This window comes from Microcoleus sp. Pol12A5 (genome assembly GCF_036701435.1).
In the GTDB taxonomy this organism is placed as follows: Bacteria; Cyanobacteriota; Cyanobacteriia; order Cyanobacteriales; family Microcoleaceae; genus Microcoleus.
Map to the genome: position 1 here is coordinate 1 of NZ_JAUBQU010000097.1, position 24,372 is coordinate 24,372.

At 48.4% G+C, this 24,372-nt stretch carries 19 protein-coding genes; 9 read left to right on the plus strand and 10 right to left on the minus strand.

Annotated elements, in window-relative coordinates:
* Positions 1-908, minus strand: a 908-nt coding sequence (locus tag QUA45_RS21385; RefSeq protein WP_333222055.1) for a glycosyltransferase, incomplete at its 3' end; no start/stop codon positions are given.
* 210 nt (positions 909-1,118) lie between these two features.
* Between QUA45_RS21385 and QUA45_RS29240 the strand changes: the two genes are divergently transcribed.
* Positions 1,119-1,238, plus strand: a complete 120-nt coding sequence (locus tag QUA45_RS29240) for a hypothetical protein (RefSeq protein ID WP_445251274.1) — start codon at positions 1,119-1,121, stop codon at positions 1,236-1,238.
* A gap of 693 nt (positions 1,239-1,931) precedes the next feature.
* Here the strand turns inward: QUA45_RS29240 and QUA45_RS21390 are convergent.
* The 3 genes from QUA45_RS21390 to QUA45_RS21400 form a co-directional block, all read right to left on the minus strand.
* Positions 1,932-3,062 (minus strand): type II secretion system F family protein, encoded by a 1,131-nt coding sequence (locus QUA45_RS21390; protein ID WP_333222056.1) that lies wholly within the window; start codon positions 3,060-3,062, stop codon positions 1,932-1,934.
* Positions 3,063-3,156: 94 nt separating this feature from the next.
* Positions 3,157-4,251 (minus strand): type IV pilus twitching motility protein PilT, encoded by a 1,095-nt coding sequence (locus QUA45_RS21395; RefSeq protein ID WP_333222057.1) that lies wholly within the window; start codon positions 4,249-4,251, stop codon positions 3,157-3,159.
* A 75-nt stretch (positions 4,252-4,326) separates the two neighbouring features.
* Complete coding sequence (locus QUA45_RS21400; protein ID WP_333100184.1) at positions 4,327-6,333, minus strand: GspE/PulE family protein; 2,007 nt, start codon at positions 6,331-6,333, stop codon at positions 4,327-4,329.
* Between the two features lie 1,288 nt (positions 6,334-7,621).
* Here QUA45_RS21400 and grpE point away from each other — a divergent pair.
* From grpE to QUA45_RS21440, 8 genes are all read left to right on the plus strand, one after another.
* Positions 7,622-8,416 (plus strand): nucleotide exchange factor GrpE, encoded by a 795-nt coding sequence (grpE, locus tag QUA45_RS21405; RefSeq protein ID WP_333222058.1) that lies wholly within the window; start codon positions 7,622-7,624, stop codon positions 8,414-8,416.
* Between the two features lie 294 nt (positions 8,417-8,710).
* Positions 8,711-10,813 (plus strand): molecular chaperone DnaK, encoded by a 2,103-nt coding sequence (gene dnaK / locus QUA45_RS21410; protein ID WP_333222059.1) that lies wholly within the window; start codon positions 8,711-8,713, stop codon positions 10,811-10,813.
* Between the two features lie 132 nt (positions 10,814-10,945).
* The gene (gene dnaJ / locus QUA45_RS21415; RefSeq protein ID WP_333042223.1) at positions 10,946-12,073 is read left to right on the plus strand and encodes a molecular chaperone DnaJ; all 1,128 of its coding nucleotides are present in this window, start codon (positions 10,946-10,948) and stop codon (positions 12,071-12,073) included.
* Between the two features lie 291 nt (positions 12,074-12,364).
* Positions 12,365-12,655: a sulfurtransferase TusA family protein gene (locus QUA45_RS21420; protein ID WP_333100181.1), complete on the plus strand. Its 291-nt coding sequence runs from the start codon at positions 12,365-12,367 to the stop codon at positions 12,653-12,655.
* Complete coding sequence (gene rsgA, locus QUA45_RS21425; protein ID WP_333222060.1) at positions 12,652-13,902, plus strand: ribosome small subunit-dependent GTPase A; 1,251 nt, start codon at positions 12,652-12,654, stop codon at positions 13,900-13,902. The genes QUA45_RS21420 and rsgA overlap by 4 nt, the downstream gene beginning before the upstream one ends.
* Before the next feature lie 241 nt (positions 13,903-14,143).
* Positions 14,144-14,929 carry a MotA/TolQ/ExbB proton channel family protein gene (locus tag QUA45_RS21430; protein WP_333100179.1) on the plus strand — a complete coding sequence of 262 codons (786 nt, stop codon included), beginning with the start codon at positions 14,144-14,146 and terminating at the stop codon, positions 14,927-14,929.
* A gap of 15 nt (positions 14,930-14,944) precedes the next feature.
* Positions 14,945-15,673, plus strand: coding sequence for a biopolymer transporter ExbD (locus tag QUA45_RS21435; RefSeq protein ID WP_333100178.1), 729 nt, complete (start codon positions 14,945-14,947; stop codon positions 15,671-15,673).
* Between the two features lie 499 nt (positions 15,674-16,172).
* Positions 16,173-16,370, plus strand: a complete 198-nt coding sequence (locus QUA45_RS21440; protein ID WP_333076458.1) for an NblA/ycf18 family protein — start codon at positions 16,173-16,175, stop codon at positions 16,368-16,370.
* Positions 16,371-16,802: 432 nt separating this feature from the next.
* On the opposite strand, the gene QUA45_RS21445 is transcribed toward QUA45_RS21440, so the two are convergent.
* The 6 genes from QUA45_RS21445 to QUA45_RS21470 all read right to left on the minus strand — a co-directional run bounded on the left by QUA45_RS21445 (position 16,803) and on the right by QUA45_RS21470 (position 24,064).
* Entirely contained in the window at positions 16,803-17,252 is a 450-nt protein-coding gene (locus QUA45_RS21445) for a hypothetical protein (RefSeq protein WP_015176194.1), read from the minus strand.
* Between the two features lie 80 nt (positions 17,253-17,332).
* Positions 17,333-18,535 (minus strand): anhydro-N-acetylmuramic acid kinase, encoded by a 1,203-nt coding sequence (locus QUA45_RS21450; RefSeq protein ID WP_333100177.1) that lies wholly within the window; start codon positions 18,533-18,535, stop codon positions 17,333-17,335.
* A gap of 82 nt (positions 18,536-18,617) precedes the next feature.
* Entirely contained in the window at positions 18,618-19,349 is a 732-nt protein-coding gene (locus QUA45_RS21455) for a PP2C family protein-serine/threonine phosphatase (RefSeq protein ID WP_190274384.1), read from the minus strand.
* Positions 19,350-19,755: 406 nt separating this feature from the next.
* Positions 19,756-21,522, minus strand: coding sequence for an AarF/ABC1/UbiB kinase family protein (locus QUA45_RS21460; protein ID WP_333100176.1), 1,767 nt, complete (start codon positions 21,520-21,522; stop codon positions 19,756-19,758).
* Between the two features lie 117 nt (positions 21,523-21,639).
* Positions 21,640-21,972 (minus strand): DUF6825 family protein, encoded by a 333-nt coding sequence (locus tag QUA45_RS21465; RefSeq protein WP_333100175.1) that lies wholly within the window; start codon positions 21,970-21,972, stop codon positions 21,640-21,642.
* Positions 21,973-22,492: 520 nt separating this feature from the next.
* Positions 22,493-24,064 (minus strand): serine/threonine-protein kinase, encoded by a 1,572-nt coding sequence (locus QUA45_RS21470; RefSeq protein ID WP_333222061.1) that lies wholly within the window; start codon positions 24,062-24,064, stop codon positions 22,493-22,495.
* Between the last annotated feature and the right edge of the window lie 308 nt (positions 24,065-24,372).

A 24,372-nucleotide genomic window follows, 5' to 3' on the forward strand; every position in this document is an offset into this window, starting at 1 on the left:
GGAATTAGATCGTAAGCAATGGGATAGCAGTTATCAGCATTGGCGTACTCGGTCGGACCACCGTACATAGTCATAGCAACGGGCAAACCTGCTGCAAAGGCATCCAAAATTTTAATCGCAAAACCCTCGCCGCGAAACGGAGCTAAAAAAGCATCGGCTGACAAGTATAAATCAGCTAGTTCTGCTTTAGTACAAAATTTAGGCTTTACTTGAACTTTTGACTTGAACTTGCCGAATTGTTTTTCGATATTTACGAGGTGTTCAACTATAACATCAGGATTTTTGCCACCATCTTTGATAATTAACTCTACGTTAGAATCATCTTTAAACTCTTGACAAAAAGCTTGAATTGCCAAATCCGTGCCAAATCTATACAAATCAAAAGAATTGGTCATGTGCAGAATATACTTTACATCTTTTTGGGTTTTTTGCGGTCTGGGCAAATAGAGTTGCGAGATTAAAGGATTGAAACCTAGAGGCATGACTGATACGTTGGCTGCCGGACATCCAGCTTTTATTAAAACGTTCTTAGAATATTGGCTGACGGCTAGTTTGTGAGATGAAGTGTTAACAGCATCGTAAATCCAGTAATCATAATCATCAGTGTTTTTGGCGAATTCGTAATTAATCGCAAAAAGTTCTAAGTTGAGATGTCCGTTGAGTTCTTTTAAAAAATAAGGTTTCCAGTAATGAGACCATTTGATATGAAATAAATCTGAGGGTGTGGTGTTCATCCACTTCTCTAGCAGGTCGTTTTCTTCCGCTGTCGAATTGCGGCTGAGATGAGAGGCTATTGTTGAAGGTTCGACAGAAATAGGAATTCCCATTTCGTGTAAAGTTTTCGCCAGGGATAGGGTAATATCGGTAAAGGAGTTAAAGTGTTGAAAGGCAACGTTAAAGTGAACCATATTTATTGGTTATGAGTGTAGGGTAATCGCATCTAATTTGGTATAAATCGTACTTGACAAATGACCGAAAATGCACCTGCCTCTGGCAGGGCTGCGGTGGAGACGGTATCGGCGACCAACAAGCAGTTAAACTGGGAATGGACTTCCGGCAGGTATCCCTCACTGAGGCAGATGGAAAAAGGCTGCCGTGAAATCTAGCGGCAACGGAACATAGTTGAACGTACTCTCAACCAACTCAAGCAATGGAGTCGGAGTGCTATTCGATATGAGAAGCTGCCTGCCAATTATACAGCCATGATTACGATCGCCTGCATTCTGTTGTGGTTATAGTTTGAAAACACGCCCTAGGCAAGAACACCTGATGGAGATAAATTAACTAGGTGGAACCCCAGCGAGCGTGCTTAGCTGGCTATCAGCATCACACTCAATTTTCATTCTTTAGTTTACGAGCTGCGCTTGAATGATGCTGTCAAATGTTTGAAAAATTTCCCTCACCATTATACCTTAATTAAGATGCGATTCCCCTGTAATATCTCTGAATATTTTTTTATTTTTTATCTTCTGGGAGCCTTCAAATTGGAAAATTTTTCTAAAAAACTGGCATTTAATATATTCACCGAAGGCAATGAATCTGTTTGTTTTGTTGGTGATTTAAAGTTAGAGTAAAACCTTTTGCCATTGATAGCACCCATTAACTACAATAACTACATTGAAATTTACTCGGATTTAACTGTAGCATATTTTGGGTTCAAATTAAGATGCGTTTACCCTGGAGCCTAAAGCCAGGATTAGGCAGCAGTTAAATCTGTCTGCCTATCCTACTTGACTTTTGTGACATTTTCGTAATTTTTCACCAATGGGAAGACCCTGGTAAGGAAGATTTGGAGGCTCTGCCTCCAAATTGTTTTCTCCTTTTAATCGAGGATGTGCCTCCTCCAAAAGTCTGCCAAAGAAGAGCCTGGGGACGAGTGAAATAGTCATTGGTTATGCGTTAATTGCTACTAACTAATAACTAATAACTAATTAGCCCAACTTCTGGAACACTGCGAACATCGGCAGATACATCGACAGCAAAATCGAACCTACGATACCACCGACGACCACAATCATCAGAGGTTCTAGCATACTGGTAAGTCCTTTTACTGCTTCTTCCACTTCCGTTTCGTAGAAAGCGCCAACTTTCATCAGCATCTTGTCAAGTTCCCCTGTCTCCTCGCCAATTGCCATCATTTGAATGGCCAAAGCCGGAAAAACAGCTTGTTCTTGCAAAGCAATACTGATCATGCCGCCGCCTTGAATTTCCTGTCTCGCATATTCGATCGCATTAGATATCGCCTGATTCCCCGCCACATCTCGCACAATTTCCAAAGAATTGAGAATTGGAACGCCCGATCGCGTCAGCGACCCAAATATTACGCAAAACCGAGCCACAGCCGATTTTTCGATCAAATCGCCAAAAATAGGCAATTTCATCGCAATCCTATCAATTTGTAGGTGACCTATTGGAGTTTTGTAGTACATATCGAAGGCAATTTTGAGCGCTATAATTACCCCAATAACTGTTATCTGTTGGATCGGAGGCCAAGCCGTACAAAATGCACTAATTCCCAACATTATCAGCGTAAAAGTCGGCAAATCTGCACCAATATCCTTAAATATCTTAGCGAAAGTTGGTAGCAAGAATATGGTCATTGCGAAAAAAATCACGATCGCAACAAACAACACAGTCTTCGGATAAGACATGGCCGAATTAATTTCAGCCTCCGTCTTGTGATTTTTTTCCATCATCACCGCCAGACGGTCTAGAGTTTCATCTAGCACCCCCCCGACTTCTCCCGCCGCAACCATACTGATAAACAGTTGGTCAAAAACATCAGGAAACTTAGCCATCGCCTCCGCCAAGTTTATCCCCTCCTGCACGTCAGCATTCATGCTCCTGAGCGCTCGCTTCAGCTTAGCATTAGAACACTGCTCGTGCAGCACGGAAAGGCATCTCACGATCGCCACCCCTGCATTAAACATAGCCGCAAACTGACGAGCAAAAATAGCCATATCCTTAACAGTAAGGCTGGTAAGGTTATATTCAATTTGCTCCTGAATCTTACTGAAATCAAAGCCACCTTTCGGTTTTTGGCGGATAACGTTGGTAGCCACAGCTCACCTCTGAAAATTTATTAAAATTTATGACTCATCAGTCATCAGTCATTAATTCAGTCTGCTGACTCCTGACTAATGACTGCCGACTGAATTAATGAGCTCCTACCTTGGCGCCAACAGGTGCTGGACCAATCAAGCGTTCGAGTTCGTCAGCCTTAGAAGCCTTGGCCATTGCCGATTCCCAAGTGACTTTACCGCTCTTGTAAAGTTCAGCGAGGGCCATTTCCATCGTCCTCATACCCAATTTTGCCCCCATTTGGATTTGGGAGTAAATCATGGGAGTTTTTCCCTCCCGGATCAAGTTAGCCATAGCTGGAGTATTTACCATGATTTCCATAGCGCAGCAGCGGCCGCCCCCAACTTTGATTACCAAATTTTGGCTGCAAATTCCCACCAAAGAGTTAGACACCTGGGCGCGAACTTGGGGTTGTTGAATTGGCGGGAACACGTCCAAAATCCGATCGATCGTTGCACCCGCCGAATTAGTGTGCAGCGTTCCCATCACCATGTGACCCGTTTCTGCAGCCGAAATTGCCAGACCGATTGTTTCCAAGTCCCGCATTTCCCCCACCAGAATTACATCAGGATCTTCGCGCAAAGCTGCTCTGAGCGCATTAGCAAAGCTCTTAGTATCTTCGCCCTTTTGGCGCTGGTGAAACAAACTCTTGATATTAGGAAACACGTATTCGATCGGGTCTTCAACTGTTAGAATATGTTCCGCCCGCGTCCGGTTGATCAGATCCAACAAAGCCGCCATCGTAGTAGTTTTCCCAGAACCCGTTTGTCCCGTCACCAACAGCATACCCCTGGGTCTTTCCGTCAGATCCCGCAAAATCTGCGGCACGCCTAAAGCATCTGCATTAGGAATCTTAGAAGCCAGAGCCCGCATACAAGCAGCCCAAGCACCTCGCTCCCGATAGACATTAACGCGGAACCGAGCCAATCCCCGAACGCCGTAAGCGCAGTCGAGTTCCCACTCCATTTCCAACTGCTTGCGCTGCATATTGTTGAGCATTTGGAAAATCAGGATCTGCACTTCCTCAGCAGACAGAATGTCGCCGTATTGCGTCTGAGGAGTTAGTTTCCCGCTGACTCGGAAGAATATAGGCGCCCCCGCTTGGATGTGTATGTCCGAACCCCCTTGCTCTACCAGGGACTCCAGTACGTCTTCAATCATCAGACCCATAGATACCTCTCCTCGATCGAATTGATAGTTATTGACCAATCTAGCTCAGTTAACAGTCAACAGTTAACTGCCGAATCAATCCAAAAAGCGTGGTGTCAAGCAGTAGGGACAATCCAGCATCTCCGGCTTCAATTCCGCCTGACAAGTTTTGCAGGTAAGTCCCTGCTTTCGTTTGGCTTTCATTTCAGCCTCCAGGCCAGAGTCAGTAAACGTCACCCGCTCGACTTCTTCAAAAGTAGTCGCGCCTTCCCGCACCAACTGCAAGCTATAAGCCAACAAGGTTTTCATCCCTTCTTCTACTGCTGCTTCCTTAATTTGCTCTGTGGGAGCGCCTTGAGTGATCAGAGTTTGAAGCCGCTCAGTATTCTTCAGGAATTCGTAAACCCCTACCCGTCCTTTGTAGCCTAGGCCACCGCACTTCCGACAAAGTTGCTCGCTTTCTGCCAGTTCCTTCCTTTCCTCCACCGGTACAGTGTTGGCTTTGTAAACAGTTAGATCAATTTCTTGAGAAGCCGACAGACCATACTTGCCGAGTTCTGCGGCAGTAGGCTGGTAAGGAATGCAGCATTTGTCGCAAACGCGCCGCATCAAACGCTGAGCCAACACGCCCAACAGAGCGGCCGAAACCATGAACGGTTCTACGCCCATTTCTGCCAAACGCGCGACCGCCCCGGCTGCGTCGTTCGTGTGCAGCGTCGTCAGCACCAAGTGTCCCGTCAAAGCAGCTTCCAAAGCCGTTTTGGCCGTTTCCTTGTCCCGCGTTTCCCCCACCAGCATCACGTCAGGGTCTTGCCGCAAAAATGCCCGCAGAATGTTGGAAAAAGTCAAGTCTTTTTCCCGAATTACTTGACATTGGGTAATTCCTGGCAAAGCATATTCGATCGGGTCTTCCGCCGTACTGATATTAACCCCCGGATCGTTCCGTTCCGCCAGAATCGAGTAGAGAGTAGTGGACTTGCCCGAACCCGTCGGCCCCGTCACTAAAATCAATCCGAACGGACGGCTAGCACTTTCTCGCACTAAAGCCAGAGTTTCTTCGTCGGAGATTAACAAACCCAAACCCAACTGAGTGCTGGAACTGTCCAAAATCCGCAGCACGATTTTTTCGCCGTACCGCGAAGGCAAGCTATTCACCCGGAAATCCACCGTGCGTCCCTCAAACACCCGGCGGATGCGCCCGTCTTGAGCTTGTCGGCGTTCGGCAATATCCAGGTTGGCAATAATCTTGAAACGAGCGGTAATCGATGCGACTACCTGCTTGGGAAACCGGAAATACTCTTGGAGCACCCCGTCTTTCCGCATCCGAATCCGCATGAACTCTTCTTGAGGTTCTACGTGGATGTCAGACACTTTTTCCGACAAAGCTTTAGCCAAAATGATATTTACGGCCTTAATTACGGGAGCAGCCTCTGCATCGTCCAACGTGTTAGCGAGGTCTTCTTGGTCAGTGCTCTCCTCTTCTAGCGAGAGCTCGCCAAAATCTCCCTCCCCTAAATCCATCTTTCTCTGTTTTTCGATTTCAGCTTTTTTAGCTTCCCTCTTAACTTGTTCGTCTTGATAAGCAGAAGTAATGTCCTGGTAATCATCCGGCGTAATCACCCGCCGCTGCAAAGCCAAGCCGTGAGGCTGTAAAATCCGCCGCAAATCTTCTATAGCGTTGAGGTTGTCGGGATCTACCATTGCCACTAAAACCGCCGCCGGCTCAGTTTCAGTCTTCGCTACGGGTAAAAACCGACCTTGGTGACAAATGTCGATCGAAATCTTCAACGCGTCGAGCATAACTCCGAGTTGCTCGTTAGACATTTGGCTCATCTCCGGGTCAAATGCTTCAACCCCGTAGACTATCTTCCGTTCAAACATCTGCTGCTTCTTGTAAAGTCGCAGCAATTCTGGGGGTAACGGCTGCCCGGTAAGTGCTTCTAATACCTCCGTCAAACGCTTGCCCGACTTCTGGCTTTCAATTTGAGCTTGCTTCACTTGCTCGCCGTTGACGTAACCCGACAGAATCATCTTGGTGAGAGCCGGAGGAAATTGGCTCACAGAAACTATGGATGTGGAGCGCAGCGGGGATGTGCTAGTCATAAAAAACACTCAATAGGTGGGAAACTCAGTCACAAAGAGTGCTGAGAGGAAAACCAAGGCGGGGTTTTAACCCCCGTATTCTTTGCTTGTGGATCAGCTATCATTTTCTTGCTCAATCCCTATCTCTCAAGTGTAAGCTCGAAGTCCCCTCTAAGCTTCGTCCACAAATTGACGAGATGTTGGAGGGATTTGCCGGTGCTTGCAATCAAATCTTGTTCGTTGAGTGCTAAGTTGCTTACTTACCTGATTAACTTGCGGGATACTCTCGTTATAGCGTCAGAGCACATCACTTGGGATTTCCCGTACCGGGAGAGAAAAGCGGGGTGGGGCGTGTCCCCTTCCCAGGCTGATTCTATTTTCCCAAATTGTTTGCTCAAATTACAGCGCCCGTGGTGGCGCGGTTAGCTGTACTAAATTCAAGATGACCTATGTTCTGTGATGATAGCTTTTACGAAAGCCTCGATCGCCCTTGTGAAATATATTTTGATTAATTATCTGCGATCGGTCAGTGTCCGATCGTCGGCTGCATCAGTCCCCAGGGCCCATTTTGAGCTACTCTAGTTTTGGAGCATTAAATATTACTTTAATTCTTCTTTGTTGTCTGAACCTTTGTGACGTAAGCTTAACGGCTCATGAATGTTGAAAGTCCACCAATTAGATATCAGTTTAATATACAAATAATCACCTCTGTTAGACTAGCTAATTTCTCTCATTTGCTTGCCAATAATTCGACATTTAAAGCTAATTATGCTTTATTAAATTAGAAAAAGCTAGGCCCAATTCGTATCAAAATTAACAACATAGTATCTCAGTGACACAAGCACACATATCGCTACTTAGTCACTCAATACCAATTCGTTTTTCTCCCGAAATTAAAAACTCATACAATAGTAATAAATGCCAGCAGCAGCTTGCCACAAAAACAGCCTCACCGATAGTAACCTTAAGTGACTATCGTTTTAAGTAAGCCTTGAAACATCAAGTTGCCGAGGTGACAATATTGTAGTATAGCTAACAGCAAAATATACTTATAAAAATTGTGTAAAGGCGATCGCGTTAATTAAAAACGAGGAACAAACAAAGGTTAGGTTGCCCCCATTGCGACCATATTATACGTAAATATCTAAACGGGTATTTGAATATTTTATGAAAAGCTTTGAGCAACGTCTCGATCTCTGGCGAGTTTGCCTCTTTTCAGATTGTGCCATACACAGACAATTCGAGTCCTCTAGATTTACCGGGTTAACTGTATCTGCTAGAATTGATAGGGTTCTGTCGCGCAGCTTTTATGATTGACGAGGAAAAACAGCAAGATCAAGATCCTAACTCAACTGGGGAAGCCACCCCAGAGGGTGCGCCAATGGCAAGCGAAAATCCGGCGGCCCCAGAAAACTCGAACGAATCGGCGGATTGGGAGCTCGAACTTGCTCGAGCTTATCAAAGTGCTCAGGGCGATCGCACCCCAGCAAACGCGTCGGGGCCTACCGTCACCAGCAGTTCAACAAACAGTCCGACTGCCGACGCGGCCGAGCCTTGGAAGAATGAACTGGCGCAGGTAACCGAGGAAAAAGAGGCTTTAAAAACTCAGTTGCAAGCCGCATCCGCTCAACTAGAAGAACTGAAAAATCAAAATCTCCGCTTAGCAGCAGATTTTGAAAACTTTCGCAGGCGTACCCAAAAGGAAAAGGAAGAGCTAGATTTACAGACAAGGTGTCTCACGATCAAACCCCTGTTGCCGGTAATCGACAATTTCGAGCGCGCTCGATCGCACATCAAGCCGCAAACCGACGGCGAAATGAACATTCACAAAAGCTACCAAAGCGTTTACAAGCAAATGGTAGATAGCCTCAAGCAAATCGGGGTTTCTCCGATGCGCCCCGAAGGTGAACAGTTTGACCCCAACCTCCACGAAGCTCTCCTGAGCGAGCCAACTGACGAACAAGAGGAAGGAACAATTATCCAAGAACTAGAACGCGGCTACATTCTGGGCGATCGCGTCTTGCGGCACGCCAAAGTGAAAGTTGCAGCGGCTGGGCTATCTGTGGTAGCCTCAGATGAAAATCCCGATAGTTCGGAAGGTTAATCGGGATACAAGCTACTGCATTCCTCAAAGTCACTGACCCCCGAATAGAATTCGGGGGCTCCCAGGTGGCAGACTCACCAACTTCTTAATTTAAAGATGACTAAAAGCAAGTCAGCGCTTTCTCCAAAAATTCTGAAAAATGTTTTTACCGGTCTTTGATATTGCTTTAGGACATCAAGTTTATTTCCTAGAAATCGGATCGGGTGATGCTTGTTTGAACAAGCTGAGTCGTTTTTCCTCCCCCAACTTGTAGTTGGAGGTTTCCAAACATCCCACAAAGTTTTATGAGGCGCTATGGGAAAAATTATTGGAATTGACTTAGGCACAACTAACAGTTGCGTAGCTGTGTTAGAGGGCGGTAAACCCGTCGTGATCGCCAATTCCGAGGGCGGCCGGACAACTCCGAGTATAGTAGGATTCGGCAAGGCGGGCGATCGCTTAGTAGGTCAACTAGCCAAGCGGCAAGCTGTAACTAATGCTGTAAATACTGTCTACAGTATCAAACGATTTATCGGACGGCGGTGGGACGACACGGAAGAAGAACGAGCGCGGACTCCCTATACCTGCATAAAAGGCAAAGACGATACCGTTAACGTCCAAATTCGGAACAAGGTTCACACTCCCCAAGAAATCTCGGCAATGGTACTCCAAAAGCTCAAGCAAGATGCTGAAGCTTATTTGGGACAAACTGTTACCCAAGCCGTGATTACAGTGCCAGCCTATTTCACAGACGCCCAACGGCAAGCTACTAAAGACGCCGGTACGATCGCGGGTCTAGAAGTCCTGCGGATCGTCAACGAACCGACGGCTGCAGCCCTTTCGTACGGGCTGGACAAGCAAAATATAGAACAGAAAATCTTGGTCTTTGACCTGGGCGGCGGTACTTTTGACGTTTCGATCCTGCAACTGGGAGACGGAATTTTTGAAGTCAACGCTACCTCCGGTAACAACCATCTCGGAGGAGATGACTTTGACGACTGCATAGTCCAGTGGCTCGTAGAAGCTTTCCGGACTCAAGAAGGCAGTGACCTCTCACAAGACAAAATGGCCTTGCAGCGCCTCCGAGAAGCGGCCGAAAAAGCAAAAATCGAACTCTCCAACCGAGAATCCACCTCAATCAATTTGCCATTCATCTCCTCGGACGAAAAAGGGCCGAAGCATTTGGAAATGGAACTCTCCAAAGCTCAGTTTGAAAAACTGGTGGCTCATTTGGTGCAAGCGACGATCGATCCGGTGACTCAAGCCCTCAAAGACGCAAGTTTGACCCCGAAAGATATAGACAGAATTATTTTAGTGGGAGGCTCAACCCGGATTCCGGCAGTTCAAAAGGCAATTAGCAAGTATTTTGGGGGCGTTTCTCCCGATAAATCAGTCAATCCCGACGAAGCTGTAGCCGTAGGCGCGGCAATTCAAGCCGGAGTTTTGGGTGGTGAGGTCAAAGACTTGCTGCTGCTAGATGTGACGCCGCTCTCACTGGGACTCGAAACCTTGGGCGGAGTGTTCACCAAAGTAATCGAGCGCAATACAACTATTCCCACCAGCCGATCGCAAATGTACAGCACGGCGGCCGACGGGCAAACCTCAGTAGAAATTCACGTCCTCCAAGGCGAGCGGGCATTGGTTAAAGACAATAAAAGTCTCGGCAAGTTTCTGCTCAAAGGCATTCCCCCAGCTCCTCGCGGCGTACCTCAAATCGAAGTTACCTTTGAAATCGATGCCAACGGGATTCTCAAAGTTGCCGCTGAAGACAAGGGAACCGGAAAAGAACAAAGCATCCAAATTTCCAATACAGGGGGATTGAGCGAAACCGAAGTCGAGCGGATGCGACAAGAAGCCGAACTTTACGCCGACGAGGACATCAAGCGCGCTCTACTCGTCGAACTCAAAAATCAAGCTGACTCCCTCGTCTATAATTGTGGTGTAACTTTAAAAACCAACGCGCAACTGCTGAGCGATGACCTTAAGGCAGAAGCGGAAAAAGCCGCAGCAGCCTTGCGGGCAGCGATGACTAACCCCGACATCACAGTCGAGGAACTCACGCCCGCAATCGAATCTTTCAAGCAACTGCTATACTCGCTGGGGACAGCAGTCTATGACCAAGCCCGCAGCGGGGTAGCCCCGTCAGGAGCTGTTGTTGAAAGCGAGATGAGGTCAGAAGTAGAATCAGAACCAGAAGAGGTTAAAGCCGACGACGACAGCATTTTGCTGACAGAAGAGCTGTTGGTGGCGCCCCAAGCTCCGCCGGAACCAAAGCCGGAACCAAAGCCGGAACCAAAGCCGGAATCAAAGTCGGAACCAAAGCCGGAACGACAGTCAAAACGACAGCCAAATCCACAGTCAAAACAAAAACAGAAGGTTCCCGAACCAGAAGTTGATGATATGAATCCTTTCCTTTAAAACTGAAAAGCTAAAAATTAAAAGTTAAAAATTAACAATGAGAATTTTTGATTTTTAATCTGTAATTTCAGGAAAGGTCGCCCGTTTCTTTTTCGTACACTTTTTGTTATTTACCTCCAGGCAAGCAGCTCTATGGCCGGTGATTACTATGAAATATTAGGCGTTTCTCGCAGCGCAGACAAAGAAGAAATTAAGCGTGCTTACCGCCGCCTAGCTCGCAAGTACCATCCAGATGTCAACAAAGAATCCGGTGCTGAGGAGCGGTTTAAAGAAATTAACCGCGCCTATGAGGTACTCTCAGAACCAGAAACCCGCGCCCGTTTCGACCGTTTCGGCGAAGCAGGGGTCAGCGGTGCAGGCGCGCCTGGGTTCCAAGACTTCGGTGACAGCTTTGCCGATATTTTTGAAAGCTTCTTTCAGGGTTTTCAGGGAGGTGTCGGCCAACAACAGCAAGGTCGGAGGCGCAGCGGGCCCGTGCGCGGAGACGATTTGCGTCTGGATTTGCGACTGGATTTTCGGGAAGCAGTGTTTGGTGGCGAAAAAGAACTTCGCATCAAGCATTTAGAAACCTGCGAAACTTGCACCGGGACTGGGGCCAAACCGGGAACCAGACCCCAAACTTGCTCGACTTGTACCGGCAGCGGTCAAGTCCGACGCGCTACCCGCACTCCTTTCGGCAGCTTTACTCAAGTTTCAGTTTGCCCCACTTGCAACGGCACCGGGCAAGTGATTGAGGATAAGTGCGAAACTTGTGGCGGCCGGGGGCAGAAAGAAGTGATGAAAAAGCTGAAAATCACAATTCCGGCTGGGGTTGACAACGGTACTCGCTTGCGCGTTTCCAATGAAGGGGATGCCGGCAAACTGGGCGGACCGCCCGGAGATCTTTACGTGTTCTTGGCGGTGAATGAAGATCCGCTATTTAAGCGCGACGGCACTAACGTGAGCTCGGAAGTGAAAATTAGTTATTTGCAAGCAATTTTAGGGTGCCGGTTGGAAGTGGAAACTGTAGACGGGCCGACGGAATTGTTGATTCCTAGCGGAACTCAGGCAAATACGGTTTTGACTTTGGAGAAAAAAGGGGTGCCTCGGTTGGGAAATCCAGTCAGTCGAGGCGATCATTTGATTACGGTGTCTATTGACATTCCGACTAAGGTGACGGCTGAGGAACGGGAATTGCTGATGCAGCTTGCTAAGCTGAAGGGCGATCGTACTGGTAAAGGCGGCTTGGAAGGATTTCTGGGTAATTTGTTTCAGAAATAAGCAATTTTTGACACCAATTGGTGTCAAATTTTCCTGTTTCAGGATTCCCCGGCCATTTGTTTTACTATCTGTCAAAAAATTGTGTGCAATTGCTCACAAAAAAGGCAGGTGGGGCTGTTCCTAGGCATTGCGTTTCAGCAGCGCTAAAAAAAGTGGGCGCAATTGCGCTCACTTTTTTCAGAAAGAATAATAGTCTGTGTCCAATTGGAAAGAAAATTTTAGATTCTCCAGTGTCCAGGCAACTTGTTTAAAAAACTAAGGATTTCAGGATTGGAGATTGCAAAAAGCATTATGAATTCAACATCAAAAATTGAAAGTCCCAAATCCCCAGATGCCAAAATAGATCTGCGGGGTACCCCGTGTCCTCTCAATTTTGTCCGCACTAAACTGCGGTTGGAGCAAATGGCACCGGGAGCAGTTTTGGAGGTATGGCTGGACGCTGGAGAGCCGATCGAACAAGTACCTGATAGTCTTAAAATGGAAGGCTACCAGATTCTGGACACGCAATTTGTCGCGGATGAGCCGGAGTCGGGTTTTTTTTCAATGAAAGTGCAGCGCCCAGAAGACAAGGAAGCAGGATGAGCCTGAATTCGCCCTCAATCGTGGGTACTGTAATTGCTGTTCAGGCTAACTTCTATCAAGTGAGGTTAGATCCTGGAGTCTCGATTGACGGGAAAAATGCTCCCCTCGCTGATTCTCCGACTCTCCTGTGCACTCGTCGCACTCGACTGAAAAAAATAGGCCAACAGGTGATGGTGGGCGATCGCGTGGTGGTAGACGAACCCGACTGGACTGACCGCCGGGGTGCAATTTCTGAAGTATTCCCCCGCCAAACAGAACTCAACCGCCCGCCTGTAGCTAATGCCGATCGCATTCTCCTGGTTTTTGCCCTTGCTGAACCCGACTTAGATCCCGCATCATTAACTCGGTTTTTAGTTAAGGCCGAATCTACAGGTTTAGAAGTGAGTTTGTGCCTGAACAAATGCGATTTGGTCACGCCCCAGGAGTTGGAACAGTGGCGCGATCGACTTTCAGGCTGGGGCTACGAACCAATGTTTATTAGCGTCCGCAGCGGTGCAGGAGTTCAGGAAGCCCCCGCTAACGATCAAAATGAAGTTTTTGCATCGGAACCGCCTTTCCGTGACTTAGTGGAGAAAATAGAGCCACCTATGCTGAGTTCTGAGGATAACCCCGAAGTCCCAAATTCGGTCAAGCCGTTACATCCGTTAAACCCCGTACATAGCCCGTTGCCGAACTTGCTTCTAGACCACCTGCAAGGAAAAATAACGGTAATTTGTGGCCCTTCTGGGGTTGGCAAGTCCAGCTTGATCAACCAACTGATCCCGGCGCTGAACCTACGAGTGAACGCTGTTTCCGGCAAACTCGGCCGCGGGCGCCATACGACTCGCCACGTCGAACTATTTGAACTCCCCGGCGGCGGACTTTTGGCCGATACTCCGGGCTTTAATCAGCCGGCTCTCGAATGCGATCCCTCAGAGTTAGCGGAATATTTCCCAGAAGCGCGCCAGAGGCTGGCTTCGGATAGCTGCCAGTTTAGCGACTGTTCGCACCGAGACGAGCCTAACTGTGTGGTGCGGGGCGGTTGGGAGCGCTATGAATATTACTTGCAGTTTCTCGAAGAGGCGATCGTCCGCCAACAAGCTCTGCAAAACTCCAGCAGCGCCGAATCGAGTTTGAAGCAGCAAACCAAGTCTGATGGTACGCAGCATTACGAACCGAAGCTGCAAACTAAAAAATATCGCCGCTCTTCCCGCCGCCTTCAACACCAGTCACTCCAAGATATGTGTCAAGATTTAGACGAGTTGTGATGAAGTCGCCGCCCATCGCCCGCAGGCACTAGAAAACAGTACCAAGACTTACCCAGAAACCGGGTTTCCTCGACGAAAATACTTCGTTGCACCCCGATGCCCGCTCCGCAAAACCGGCGTTCTTTAGTCGCGAGTGCGTAAGTCCTGAGTACATTAATAGCTAAAATTAAATGGTTTTAGATTTGTTAAAAAAAGTAGAACAGAAGCAAAAGTTAGCGGGTACTGCAGGAGCAAAAATATTGTGAATATTCAAGAACTATTTCAAAAAGGCGGCCCCGCCATGTGGCCCCTGTTGGTGTTATCGATTTTATCTTTGAGTACAATTATCGAGCGCTTGTGGTTTTGGGCAAGCCTCCTGAGCAAAGAAAAGCAGATAGTTAACCGCATTCTGGAAGCGGCTCGCAGCGATTGGGGGGCGGCTAACGAGATTGCCAGACAAGCTAACCGACAGCCGATCGGGCGATTTCTTTCTGCACCTCTGCGCCTGTACAATCCTGAACCAGATTTGTTTCGACTCGCACTCGAAGCAGCAGCCGATGAAGAGTTGGCTTCGATGCGTCGCGGTGACAAAATCTTAGAAGCTACGATCGCTCTAGCTCCTTTGTTGGGCTTGCTGGGAACAGTTCTGGGCTTGATTAACTCGCTCAGTTCTATCCGTCTGGGCGACATCGGCACGGCGGCAACAACAGGCGTAACTTTGGGGATTAGCGAGGCGCTGATCACCACTGCTACTGGGATGGTAGTAGCAATTTTTACCTTGGCGTTTTATCGGATATTTCAAGCTTTTTTGTTCAACCAGGCAAAAATATTTCGCAAAGCTGGAAATGAACTGGAATTGCTTTACAGGCAATACTGGCCTGCAGCTAATGCTAAGGGTCGATCGCCCGGTGCAGAATACAGCAATTCTTCTTTTGGTGCAGATGGTTTGAACAAGCGTTCTCTCAATTCTCAAGAAGCGGGAGAACGTAACCGGGAGCCGAAATTGAAAGGTTCCGATCCGGCTGAAGATTCACCTTCTAATAATTAGAACTAAGGAGAACGCATGAAGATTCACTTAGATACTCCTGCTGAAGAGGCTCGGATTGAACTGGTGCCTTTAATTGACGTGATCTTTTGCATTCTGACGTTTTTTCTCCTGGCGGCTTTGCAACTGACTCGCCAGCAAGCAATTAATGTCGATTTGCCTAAAGCGAAGACGGGACAAACGCAAATGCGAGAGATGCTGATTGTCAGCATTGACGATTTCGGGCAAACTTATATCGACCAATTGCCTGTTAATTACCAACAGCTCGATCGAGTTTTAAAAAGTTTCCAAACCCAAAATCCTACGGGGTTGATGGTGCTGTACGCTCCTCAAAATGCTAGATATGCCAAAGTTGTCGAGGTTTTAGACAAATTGAGAGAGGTAGGGGGCGATCGAGTTGCCCTGGCAACTCTTCCTAGTTCGGCTCCTTCCCCGCTGCCAAATTCCTCGCTGCCCAATTCTGGCATTCCTGCAGCACCTGCGATCGGCAATTCCGGTCAACCCCTGCCGTCTCCTCTGGCTCCGGGGCAGCAACAGTTCAATCCCAATCAGTTTCAATCTCCTCTCCCCGCTCCAGGCCAGCAGCAGTTCAATCCCAATCAGTTTCAATCTCCTCTTCCGGCTCCACAGCAGCCTAGCAACTTTGGGGCAAATCAGGGCATTCCTCCTGTTTCGCCTGCACCCGCTGCTCCCAATTTCCGACCCGGAGCGGCCACTCCACCCCAGGATGGCCGGCCCTCGAATTAGTTAGAAGGAAGAAGGAAGAAGGGAGAACAGAGAAATAGAAATTCTCAGACTCTCCCTATCTTCGCTCCCTCATCTTCCACTCTCCCCATCTTCCTCATTTTTCAATCTCCCGCTCTCCTCATCTTCCAATCTCCCCTCTCCTCATCTCCTCATTTCCCCCTCTCCCCCTCGCGGAGAGAAGCTCGGCCCGATTTGGTATAAAGGGCTTCAATTCTTTTGGTTCGTACTGAGCCTTTTTCCTCTTGACAAGTAGATACAGTTGTATATGCCTGCAGAAGGAACTTTTGCAGACATCTCGCCATCTCTGTCCCTAAGTAAGTTATTTCCTCGGACATATGGTAACTTTGTCAAATTATTGTTACCTTTTGTAATATAGACTAAAGCCAGATGGGCAATCGGGTATCCCGAAACCAACGGTCGATCGCTGAAACAACTTACAAATCTGGTTAATCCAGGTGTTCAGTTTTAAGTCACCTTTACTTACAGAGGAGTCAAAGTCATGAGCCAACCAGCAGAATTGTCTTTGGAACAGCAATTTAGCCTGTGTTCCTTCAAAACACAGGTAAGTGACATGAGCCGCGAACAAGCTCAGGAGTTTTTGGTCAAGCTTTACGAGCAAATGATGCTGCGGGAAACCATGTACCGCCATTTTCTGAAACACCACTGGGGTTTAGAACCTAACCCAGGTGTTGACTAGCAAAGAGTCGCAGTCGGCGACCTCCGTCTCTTACTCTCTTCCCTCAGGCGGAAAGGAGTTGGGGGTGATGGGGCGTCACTCGAAGGCAGAAGGTAGAGGGCCTGTGTAGAGGCTTGATGAAAATTGGACAGTTTCTTTGTGGATTTCACTCGAATTCGGGAGTCGAGCTAAGCAGTTTGTCGATCGACCACAGGAGAGCGCAAACATAATTTATCGCGCCTCGGCTCGGAAATTGGATAACTATTAATAATAAGGGTTAATTTTTTAACCAATTAAAATTTTTCACAAATTCAATATATTTGTCTTTACTTGCAGCGGATGAGGTTTGACAACAATGGCGCTAGTCGGACATCTGAGCGCGACCCCCGACTAGCAAAACCTTTAATTTTCACATCTAACCCTAGAACTCGCAAGTGTTGACTCTAGAAAGAGTTATTCCGGCTGACGTTCCAGAGTCGCTTCCATCGTACTCGTCAGGTAATGACCCGACATGATGCCACTAGATTGGTAGTATCGGTTATCATCAACGCGGTGAAGGGTATCAAAACCCGTTCGTCGCTGGCGTTCGTCTCCCAATACCCAATAACGCTGGACGATCGACTGGGGAGCAATCCAACCTTCGCCCTCGACGCGGCCGAGTTCGCTGTGTTGGAGTACAAAAGTATACTGCCGTTCATCGCTGTTGAGGTGTCCTCGGTACTGCAAAATAATCTCTTCGCGATCGCCTCCAGGAAACACGAGTTTCGTCACCATACTGAACCAATCTGTTCGGTTCCAGCTCACTAAAGTTTTGCCTTTAACCGTAATTGGCACGCCATTGCGCTCAATCCAACTTCCTTCGAGCGTCCATTGGCCAGATTCCATTAAAAACGTGTGAGCCACAGTGCTGTTCCTATGCTTTTCCTGCTGGCTACAATGCTGGTGCAACAACGCACAGCCGTTGTCCCTCAGACTCTATGCTATCACGCCCAACTGTGCCAACAAGAGTTAATTTCCCCTAAAAGTACCGGTGCCCGGGCACCAGTAACTTGAGGCAGATTACCGGGAATGCCCCGAACCCGCCATGCGGCTAAAACCGCAAAAGCGATCGCCTCTTTAAAATCTACATTCAAGCCTGCCTCAGAAGTAGTCAACACTTGCACTGGATGCAATTGAGATTGCAATCGGCGTTTTAAGTAGAGATTGTGGCTGCCACCCCCGCATAGTAAAACTCGATCGGGCATAGCCGGTAAAAAAGTTTGGTAACTGTGAACGATCGAGGCAACAGTCAGTTCTGTCAGAGTAGCCAGCACGTCAGCAGGACTGAGGTTGTAACCTTGGGCCTCGACCAAACACCTGTCAAAATAGTCTACACCAAATAGCTCTCGCCCCGTTGATTTCGGCGGTGCTTGGCGGAAGAACTCTGATGCGAGCCAATCATCGATTAAAGCTTGACAGGGAGTTCCCGATGCCGCCCAAGCTCCACCTTCGTCGATCGTCTTAGTGCCACCTGAGAAGTGCTGCACTGCCAAATCTAACAGGGAATTCGCCGGGCCTGTATCCCAGCCCGATATGCCATCCCCCAGACTGAAAATCTCAGACTCGTCATTGTTTCCCCCTTTTCCTCTTGCCGGAAGATAGGTAACATTGCCAATTCCGCCCAGATTTTGGATGCAGAGGCTGCGGTTGGGTTCTGCCAGCAAGCAGGCATCAACTATTGACACTAACGGTGCTCCTTGACCCCCGGCTGCAATGTCTGCCGTTCGAAAGTTACTCACAGTAGTAATGCCTGTCAATTCTGCAATTAGCGCGCCCCGCCCCAGTTGCAAACTGTAGCCCATTAACCCACCGGCGCTGTCTTTCTGGGCTTTCCCAGCAGGTCGGTGGTAGACGGTTTGACCGTGAGAGCCTATTAATTCGGGAGTATCATATTCTGCTTGAATTGTCAATGCCGCCGTGGCAAATTCTTGAGCGATGGCATCATCTAATTGTGCTAGTTCAGCCATTGACAAAGCTGAGCCACTGCAAACCGAGAGAATTTGCGATCGCAAATTAGCAGGATAAGGGAAAGTCTTGCCGGCCACCAATTGCACTTTCAAGTCTGTTTGGGAACCGAGCACATCCACCAAAGCAGCATCAATGCCATCCACCGACGTGCCACTGATCAAACCGATAACGCGGGTCATTCAATTTTAGATTTTAGATTTTAGATTTTAGATTTTAGATTTTTCGATTTTGGATGGTCGGTTGCGATCTGGCGATGGAATATTATTTGAGGTCGATCGTTACGATCACCACAGTAATATTATCGCGTCCACCTTTATCCTTAGCTGCTTGAATTAAAGCATTTGCAGCGCCCTCGCAGGCGCGAATCGACTTCAGAGGCGAAGCTATCAAAGGATCCGAAAGTTCTTCAGTCAAGCCATCGCTGCAGAGCAGCAAGCGATCCCCAGGCTGCACGTCCACCGGCAAAATATCTATCTCCCGCAAATCATCGCGGCCCAAACACTGGGACAAAACGTGACGCCAAGGATGAGTGCGAGCCTGATCGGGAGTTAGAGCTTTTCTTTTCACAGCCTGAGCCACCCAAGTCTGGTCTTCAGTAATCTGTTCCAAGCGAGAGCCGTGCAGTCGGTACAAGCGAGAGTCCCCGATATTAGCGCACCAGGGTCTGCCCTCATCCCTAAACATTAGAACCACAGCCGTAGTTCCCATATCAGCACGCTCCGGGTGGTCGAGCTGATCCGTCAAAATTGCTTGATTGGCAATTAAAAAAGCCTTTTCCAACAACAGCGGAGAATCCTCAGGCCCTTCCCAATGTTCTAGCAAATAAGATTGAATCGCCTCAGTCGCAATCCGGCTGGCTTCTTGACCTCCGGCGTGTCCTCCCATTCCATCGGCCACTATGAAAAATCGCCCGTCAGAGTCTATGTAGTACGAATCCTGATTTACGGAACGAACTAGCCCTGTGTCTGTCTTACCTGCGAAAGAGCGTTTCATAGATTGGGTGATTGGACTCATCGAACTTGAAAGCTTGATTTAATGGGGTGCGATGTTTTCTTCCAAAACTTAAATCCCGAACAGCAGTTGAAATTTCTGCGCCCCACGATCGCGAGTTTTGGAAAAATTGCACTTCCTTGACCTCATATTGTAGATCGTATGATGGTAATCCCATCTTAAAATTTCGGTAAATCAAGCAGCACCTGCAAAAAAACTGGATTTATACCAAAAATTAGAGGTTTTGCTGGCGAGAAATCTAGGCAGAAACTGGGTTTTTAGCCTCAAAGCGCATAAGTGTTGTAAATTTCAGCAATCTGTGGTCACCCAGCCAAAACTTAACATTCGATTTCAAATTTTGGCTGGCGAGAAATCTCCAATCTGAAATTTCAAATTGCGAATTGCACAATTATGACATCCTGTCTAAACGATCGATCCGCTTGAACAAACGCAGCATAGCAAACCCTGCACCCGCCGCCAGAACTGCCACAGCGACAGCCGGCCAGACTTGATTGCTGACAAACAAAATTGTCGCCGACAAAGTAAAAGCACTCATCAGCAAAGCATAATTCGTGCCCATTTGAGCGCTGCTCATGCGGCGGAGCAAGCGCTCTGTTTCTGCAGAACGGACGCGAATCCGCAAATCTCCCTGTTCGAGTTTATCAATCGTTTCCTCAATCCGGCGGGGCAAACCCAAAGCACTCGAACTCACCTGAGCCGCCTGACGGCCGATTTCGTTAAAAATGCTGCTACCTGCATCAGGGCCATTTCCATTACTCATAAGCTGCATGGCAAAAGGTTGTGCCACCTCCATAAAGTTGAACTCGGGATCTAAACCTCGGCCCACCCCTTCGATGGTGGAAAAAGCTCGCATTACAAAAGTAAAAGTAGCTGGGAAGCGAAAAGGTTGGTTGTAGGCAATATCGTAAAGGTCGTCCGTAATCGCGCTCACCGATTGATTTTCAAAAGGCTTGTCCATGAAGTTATCCAGCATATACTGGATCGATCGGCGCACCGGACTCATATCACCCGTAGGCACCAAAGCTCCCAAATTGATCAGAGAATCCATAATCCGCTGTCCATCCTTGGAAGCAATGCCGTAGAGCGTCTCCATCAGTCCTTCGCGGACGTTCGACTGAATTTGCCCCATCATGCCAAAATCGTAGAAAATCAGACAACCGTCAGCACTAACAGCGATGTTGCCGGGGTGTGGGTCAGCGTGGAAAAAACCGTCGTTGAGCAACTGCCGCAAATAAGCTTTTGCCCCCAACTGAGCGATTAATTTACGATCGATACCTGCCGCTTCCAAAGCTTCGTAGTGGCTGATTTTAATCCCCGGCAGGTATTCCAAAGTCAGCACTCGCGGAGCCGCGTACCGCCAATAAACCCTCGGCACCCGCACCCAGTCACAGTTGCTAAAATTGCGCCGAAAAGTATCAGCATTGCGGCCTTCATGGAGATAGTCAATTTCCAGCCACAGAATGCGACAGCATTCCTCATAAATCCCCATCCAATCTCGGCCGCGGCCCCACTTAGGATGGTTTTGAAAGTAGCGAGCAATTCCTTTAAGAATTTGCAAATCGATCTCGAACAGCTTCCGCAGTCCAGGTCGCTGCACCTTAACCACCACCTCCGGGCCCGAATGCAGTTGAGCTTTGTGTACCTGACCCAGACTTGCAGCGGCCAGGGGTACTGGGTCAAAGCTGCGGTAGAGTTCTTGAACTGTCTTGCCCAAATCTTGCTCAACAATTGCCTCTAACTGCTCGTAGCTGAAAGCAGGGACTTTATCTTGCAGCTTAGAAAGTTCCTCCACAAACTCTGCGGGGAACAAGTCGGCGCGGGTGGAAAATAACTGCCCAACTTTAATGAAAGTTGGCCCCAAATCCAAGAGTGTTTCTCGAACCCAGATAGCTTGAAAGCGGCGTCTGGCAACTTTCTTTTCTTCAGTCACGCCTCCCCAGTAGCTCCAATTTTTGCTGTCGAGCCACAGCGAAGCCAGCCAGAGCAAAACAAAGGCCCAAATGTCGAAGAAGCGCCGCTTCCGGGAATATTTTTCGCGGTTCCAGCGATAAGCTTTACTTTTGTAGGATTTACTAGCAGTTTTTGGCTCATCGGCTTCGCCAGTGTGCTTGGGGGAGCGCTGGCGATTAACAGAGTCATCAAGGAGAGCAGACACTTGGGTTCCCAAATTGCTTATTTTATGTTGTTGCTTTGATTGAAAGTAGGAGCGCAGGAGCGCAAAGCAATGCGCTCACGTAGTCATAAATAATAGTGGTGGTCGGAGAATCTATCGCTACGGCAAACTGCTGCGGTAGCGCTGCAATTCCGATCGCACCAGAGCCACTTCGGCGCGAAGCTCGTCAATAGTCGCTTGCAAATCTGCAGGATGGATGTCTTGAATGGTCGTGGTGCTTGCAGTGCCAGTCCTGGTCTGCATCGCCTCATCCGAAGCTCGATTTGCCCGTTCCACAACTCGATCGGTGAATTGCCGCAGGCGTTCTCTTTGTTCTGCGTCAAATCTGCCGAGTTCAGAGAAAGCGTTGGTTGCTGCGCTTTCTATTTGCTCGTACAGTGCTTCGGCAAGTGCTCTGCCTACAAAAAAAGCATGAACTGGGGGTTTACTCATAAAAAATCTCTGTGCGCTTCCGCAACAAATTATAACTTGCTTGTCCCCGATGATGCTTGCTCCCAAAGGAAGGAATTTTGGGGGAATTGACACTCCCACCCCGAGTGTCGGCGATGGGATTGTTGAGAGTTAGAACAGTCTAACGCGCCACGGCTTAGCATAAAAGCCTTGCTTACACTGGCTCAAATTCGAGGTTGGGGTTGCTTTGTACCAAAATGTTTGCAGCTTGGCAGTATTAATACGCGACATCACACCACCTCAGCGCCGCGCACATATTCTAACATAATTTAAATCAAAATAGAACACCGTCCTGCATTTTTTTTATGGCATTTGGATGGCAGAGGAAATAGGAAATATTCGATAAACTCAGACGGCGACTGTGGGGATTTTTAGATTCGACGGAAGTTTTTGGAAGATAGTGGTTCGCTAGGTAGGGGCTTATTATCTCAACTCCTTAGCAGATATTTGCTGAGTCATAAAACCAAGTATTTGTCCGCACTTTGAACCAACAAAAACCCTACTAATTTGTCGCAGGTTCGGGAAAAGGTATCGTGGGATCTGCCACAGCGGGTGGTGAATCAGGTGCGATCGAACTATCTGAATTGTTGCCACTGCCGCTCGGTATCGCAGGCTCAGGCGATCGCTCGATCGGCGAGGCTATTACTGGCGGCGCTGATTCCGACGGTGGCAAGGTTTCAGCGCTAGCACTCCCAGGGGCAGGCGGGGCGGGCGCGGCGGGCGGTTCTGCAGGCAGGGGCGCAACTTCTGGTACTGGTGCGGCTTCTGGTTGGGGAGCTGGCTCGATTTCGGTTTGAGTCTCTGGAATGGGGGACTCAGAAGGCTCCTCTGCTGGTTCGGGCCTCGGCGATGGCTCAGGTTCCGCTTCGGGTTCTGGGGCGGGAGTTTCCTGGCTTGGAGATTCAGAAGGTTTGGCGCTAGTTTCTGAGGGATCGTCGATCTGTTCGGGAATGTTGATGCTGTCTAAGGGGGGTTTGGGGCGCTTGTTGAGTTCGATCGGGTAGAGAGGGCTGCTTTCGACAGACGGCTGCCCGAACATCGGCCCTGACAAATCGCGGGATTTAAGCAAATCTTCCAGAGATGGGAAGGATTCAATTTTGGGACGATTGCTGAGACTGGTGCTGTTGTAGTGCCATGCTAGGTCAAAACCCATCCAGCCTGCAATTGCAGCCGTTACGACAAACGCCAGAAAAGTCAACTGCGGCGGGGGAGGTGCGGGCAATCTGAGACTTTGCTTGCCTTTTCTTTTTACTGATACTCGCTCTGTTTCTTGCAGCATGGTGAGCCAATTTTCGACTGTCTGAGGGCGGTTGTGGGGGTCGATTTCGAGTCCCTGAAGGATGGCTCGCTCGATTCCTGGGCTGAGGTTGGGCTGAAATTGCCGTAATTCAGTCAAGGGAATGCGATCGCGCAGGGGTGCTGCTACGGGCGCCACGCCGGAGAGTAAGTAGTAGAGGGTGGCTGCGATCGCGTAGATGTCAGTGGCCGGTGTACATTTACCGTCATAGAGGTATTGTTCGATCGGCGCGTACCCGGGGGAGAGCAAGTTAGTGTGGGTTCGTTTGGTGCCGGCAGTAAAGCCGCGGGCAATTCCGAAATCTATTAACATTACTACGTGAGAATCGGCTCGCCGGATAATATTTTCTGGATTGATATCTCCGTGCAGCAATCCGCTGTGGTGCACTGTACTTACGGCTGAGGCTATTTGCCGAATATAGTGCAGGGCCTGGGCTTCTGGCAGCGGCCGATCGGTTTCGACTATTTGGGCGAGAGTTTGGCCCGGAATGTAGTCCATTGCAATAAAAGACTGTCCGGCTTCTTCAAAAAAGTCGATTACCCTGACTATGTTGGAATGCTGACACCGCGACAGGCGTTGGGCTTCGGCAATAAACTGCTGCTGAAATTGGGCAGATTCTGGGTGTTGGCGCAGACTTTCGTTGAGGGTTTTGAGTACGACGGTTTGATTTAAATGGGTGTGGATAGCTCGGTAAGTGATGCCGAACCCTCCTATCCCTAAAGTCGCGTTAATTTTGTATTTGCCCTGTTGCAGGACTGTTGCTGGCGCTAAGTTCATCTTTAGTTGATGCCGTTTCCCAAACTATGCTACCGCTTTTGGGTTATTTCGCAGAGTTGGGGGTGAGGTTCGATCGATCGATGCCCTAGTTTGAGCTTTAGCTCTGCTATATCTTTAATCTTGGCATCCCTACGTGATTTTATCTGTAGTAGATATTGTGAAACTTAACGCTCCGGCTTTCCAATAATAAAAATCCCGCTCTTGTGGAACGGGAAAGCCATCAGGGTGCATCTAAGTAGGTGGACAGGAAAAAAATAAACTATGTAACGCTAAGTCTTGAGCTAGCTAGACTTAAACTTGAAACGCTT

Bases quoted from the DNA above. Each gene is read 5' to 3' on its own strand.
- QUA45_RS21395 (WP_333222057.1), bottom strand. From the start codon at position 4,251: ATGGGTCTGATGATTGAAGACGTACTGGAGTCCCTGGTAGAGCAAGGG.
- QUA45_RS21400 (WP_333100184.1), bottom strand. From the start codon at position 6,333: ATGACTAGCACATCCCCGCTGCGCTCCACATCCATAGTTTCTGTGAGC.
- grpE (WP_333222058.1), top strand. From the start codon at position 7,622: ATGATTGACGAGGAAAAACAGCAAGATCAAGATCCTAACTCAACTGGG.
- dnaK (WP_333222059.1), top strand. From the start codon at position 8,711: ATGGGAAAAATTATTGGAATTGACTTAGGCACAACTAACAGTTGCGTA.
- dnaJ (WP_333042223.1), top strand. From the start codon at position 10,946: ATGGCCGGTGATTACTATGAAATATTAGGCGTTTCTCGCAGCGCAGAC.
- QUA45_RS21420 (WP_333100181.1), top strand. From the start codon at position 12,365: ATGAATTCAACATCAAAAATTGAAAGTCCCAAATCCCCAGATGCCAAA.
- rsgA (WP_333222060.1), top strand. From the start codon at position 12,652: ATGAGCCTGAATTCGCCCTCAATCGTGGGTACTGTAATTGCTGTTCAG.
- QUA45_RS21435 (WP_333100178.1), top strand. From the start codon at position 14,945: ATGAAGATTCACTTAGATACTCCTGCTGAAGAGGCTCGGATTGAACTG.
- QUA45_RS21440 (WP_333076458.1), top strand. From the start codon at position 16,173: ATGAGCCAACCAGCAGAATTGTCTTTGGAACAGCAATTTAGCCTGTGT.
- QUA45_RS21450 (WP_333100177.1), bottom strand. From the start codon at position 18,535: ATGACCCGCGTTATCGGTTTGATCAGTGGCACGTCGGTGGATGGCATT.
- QUA45_RS21455 (WP_190274384.1), bottom strand. From the start codon at position 19,349: ATGAAACGCTCTTTCGCAGGTAAGACAGACACAGGGCTAGTTCGTTCC.
- QUA45_RS21465 (WP_333100175.1), bottom strand. From the start codon at position 21,972: ATGAGTAAACCCCCAGTTCATGCTTTTTTTGTAGGCAGAGCACTTGCC.
- QUA45_RS21470 (WP_333222061.1), bottom strand. From the start codon at position 24,064: ATGAACTTAGCGCCAGCAACAGTCCTGCAACAGGGCAAATACAAAATT.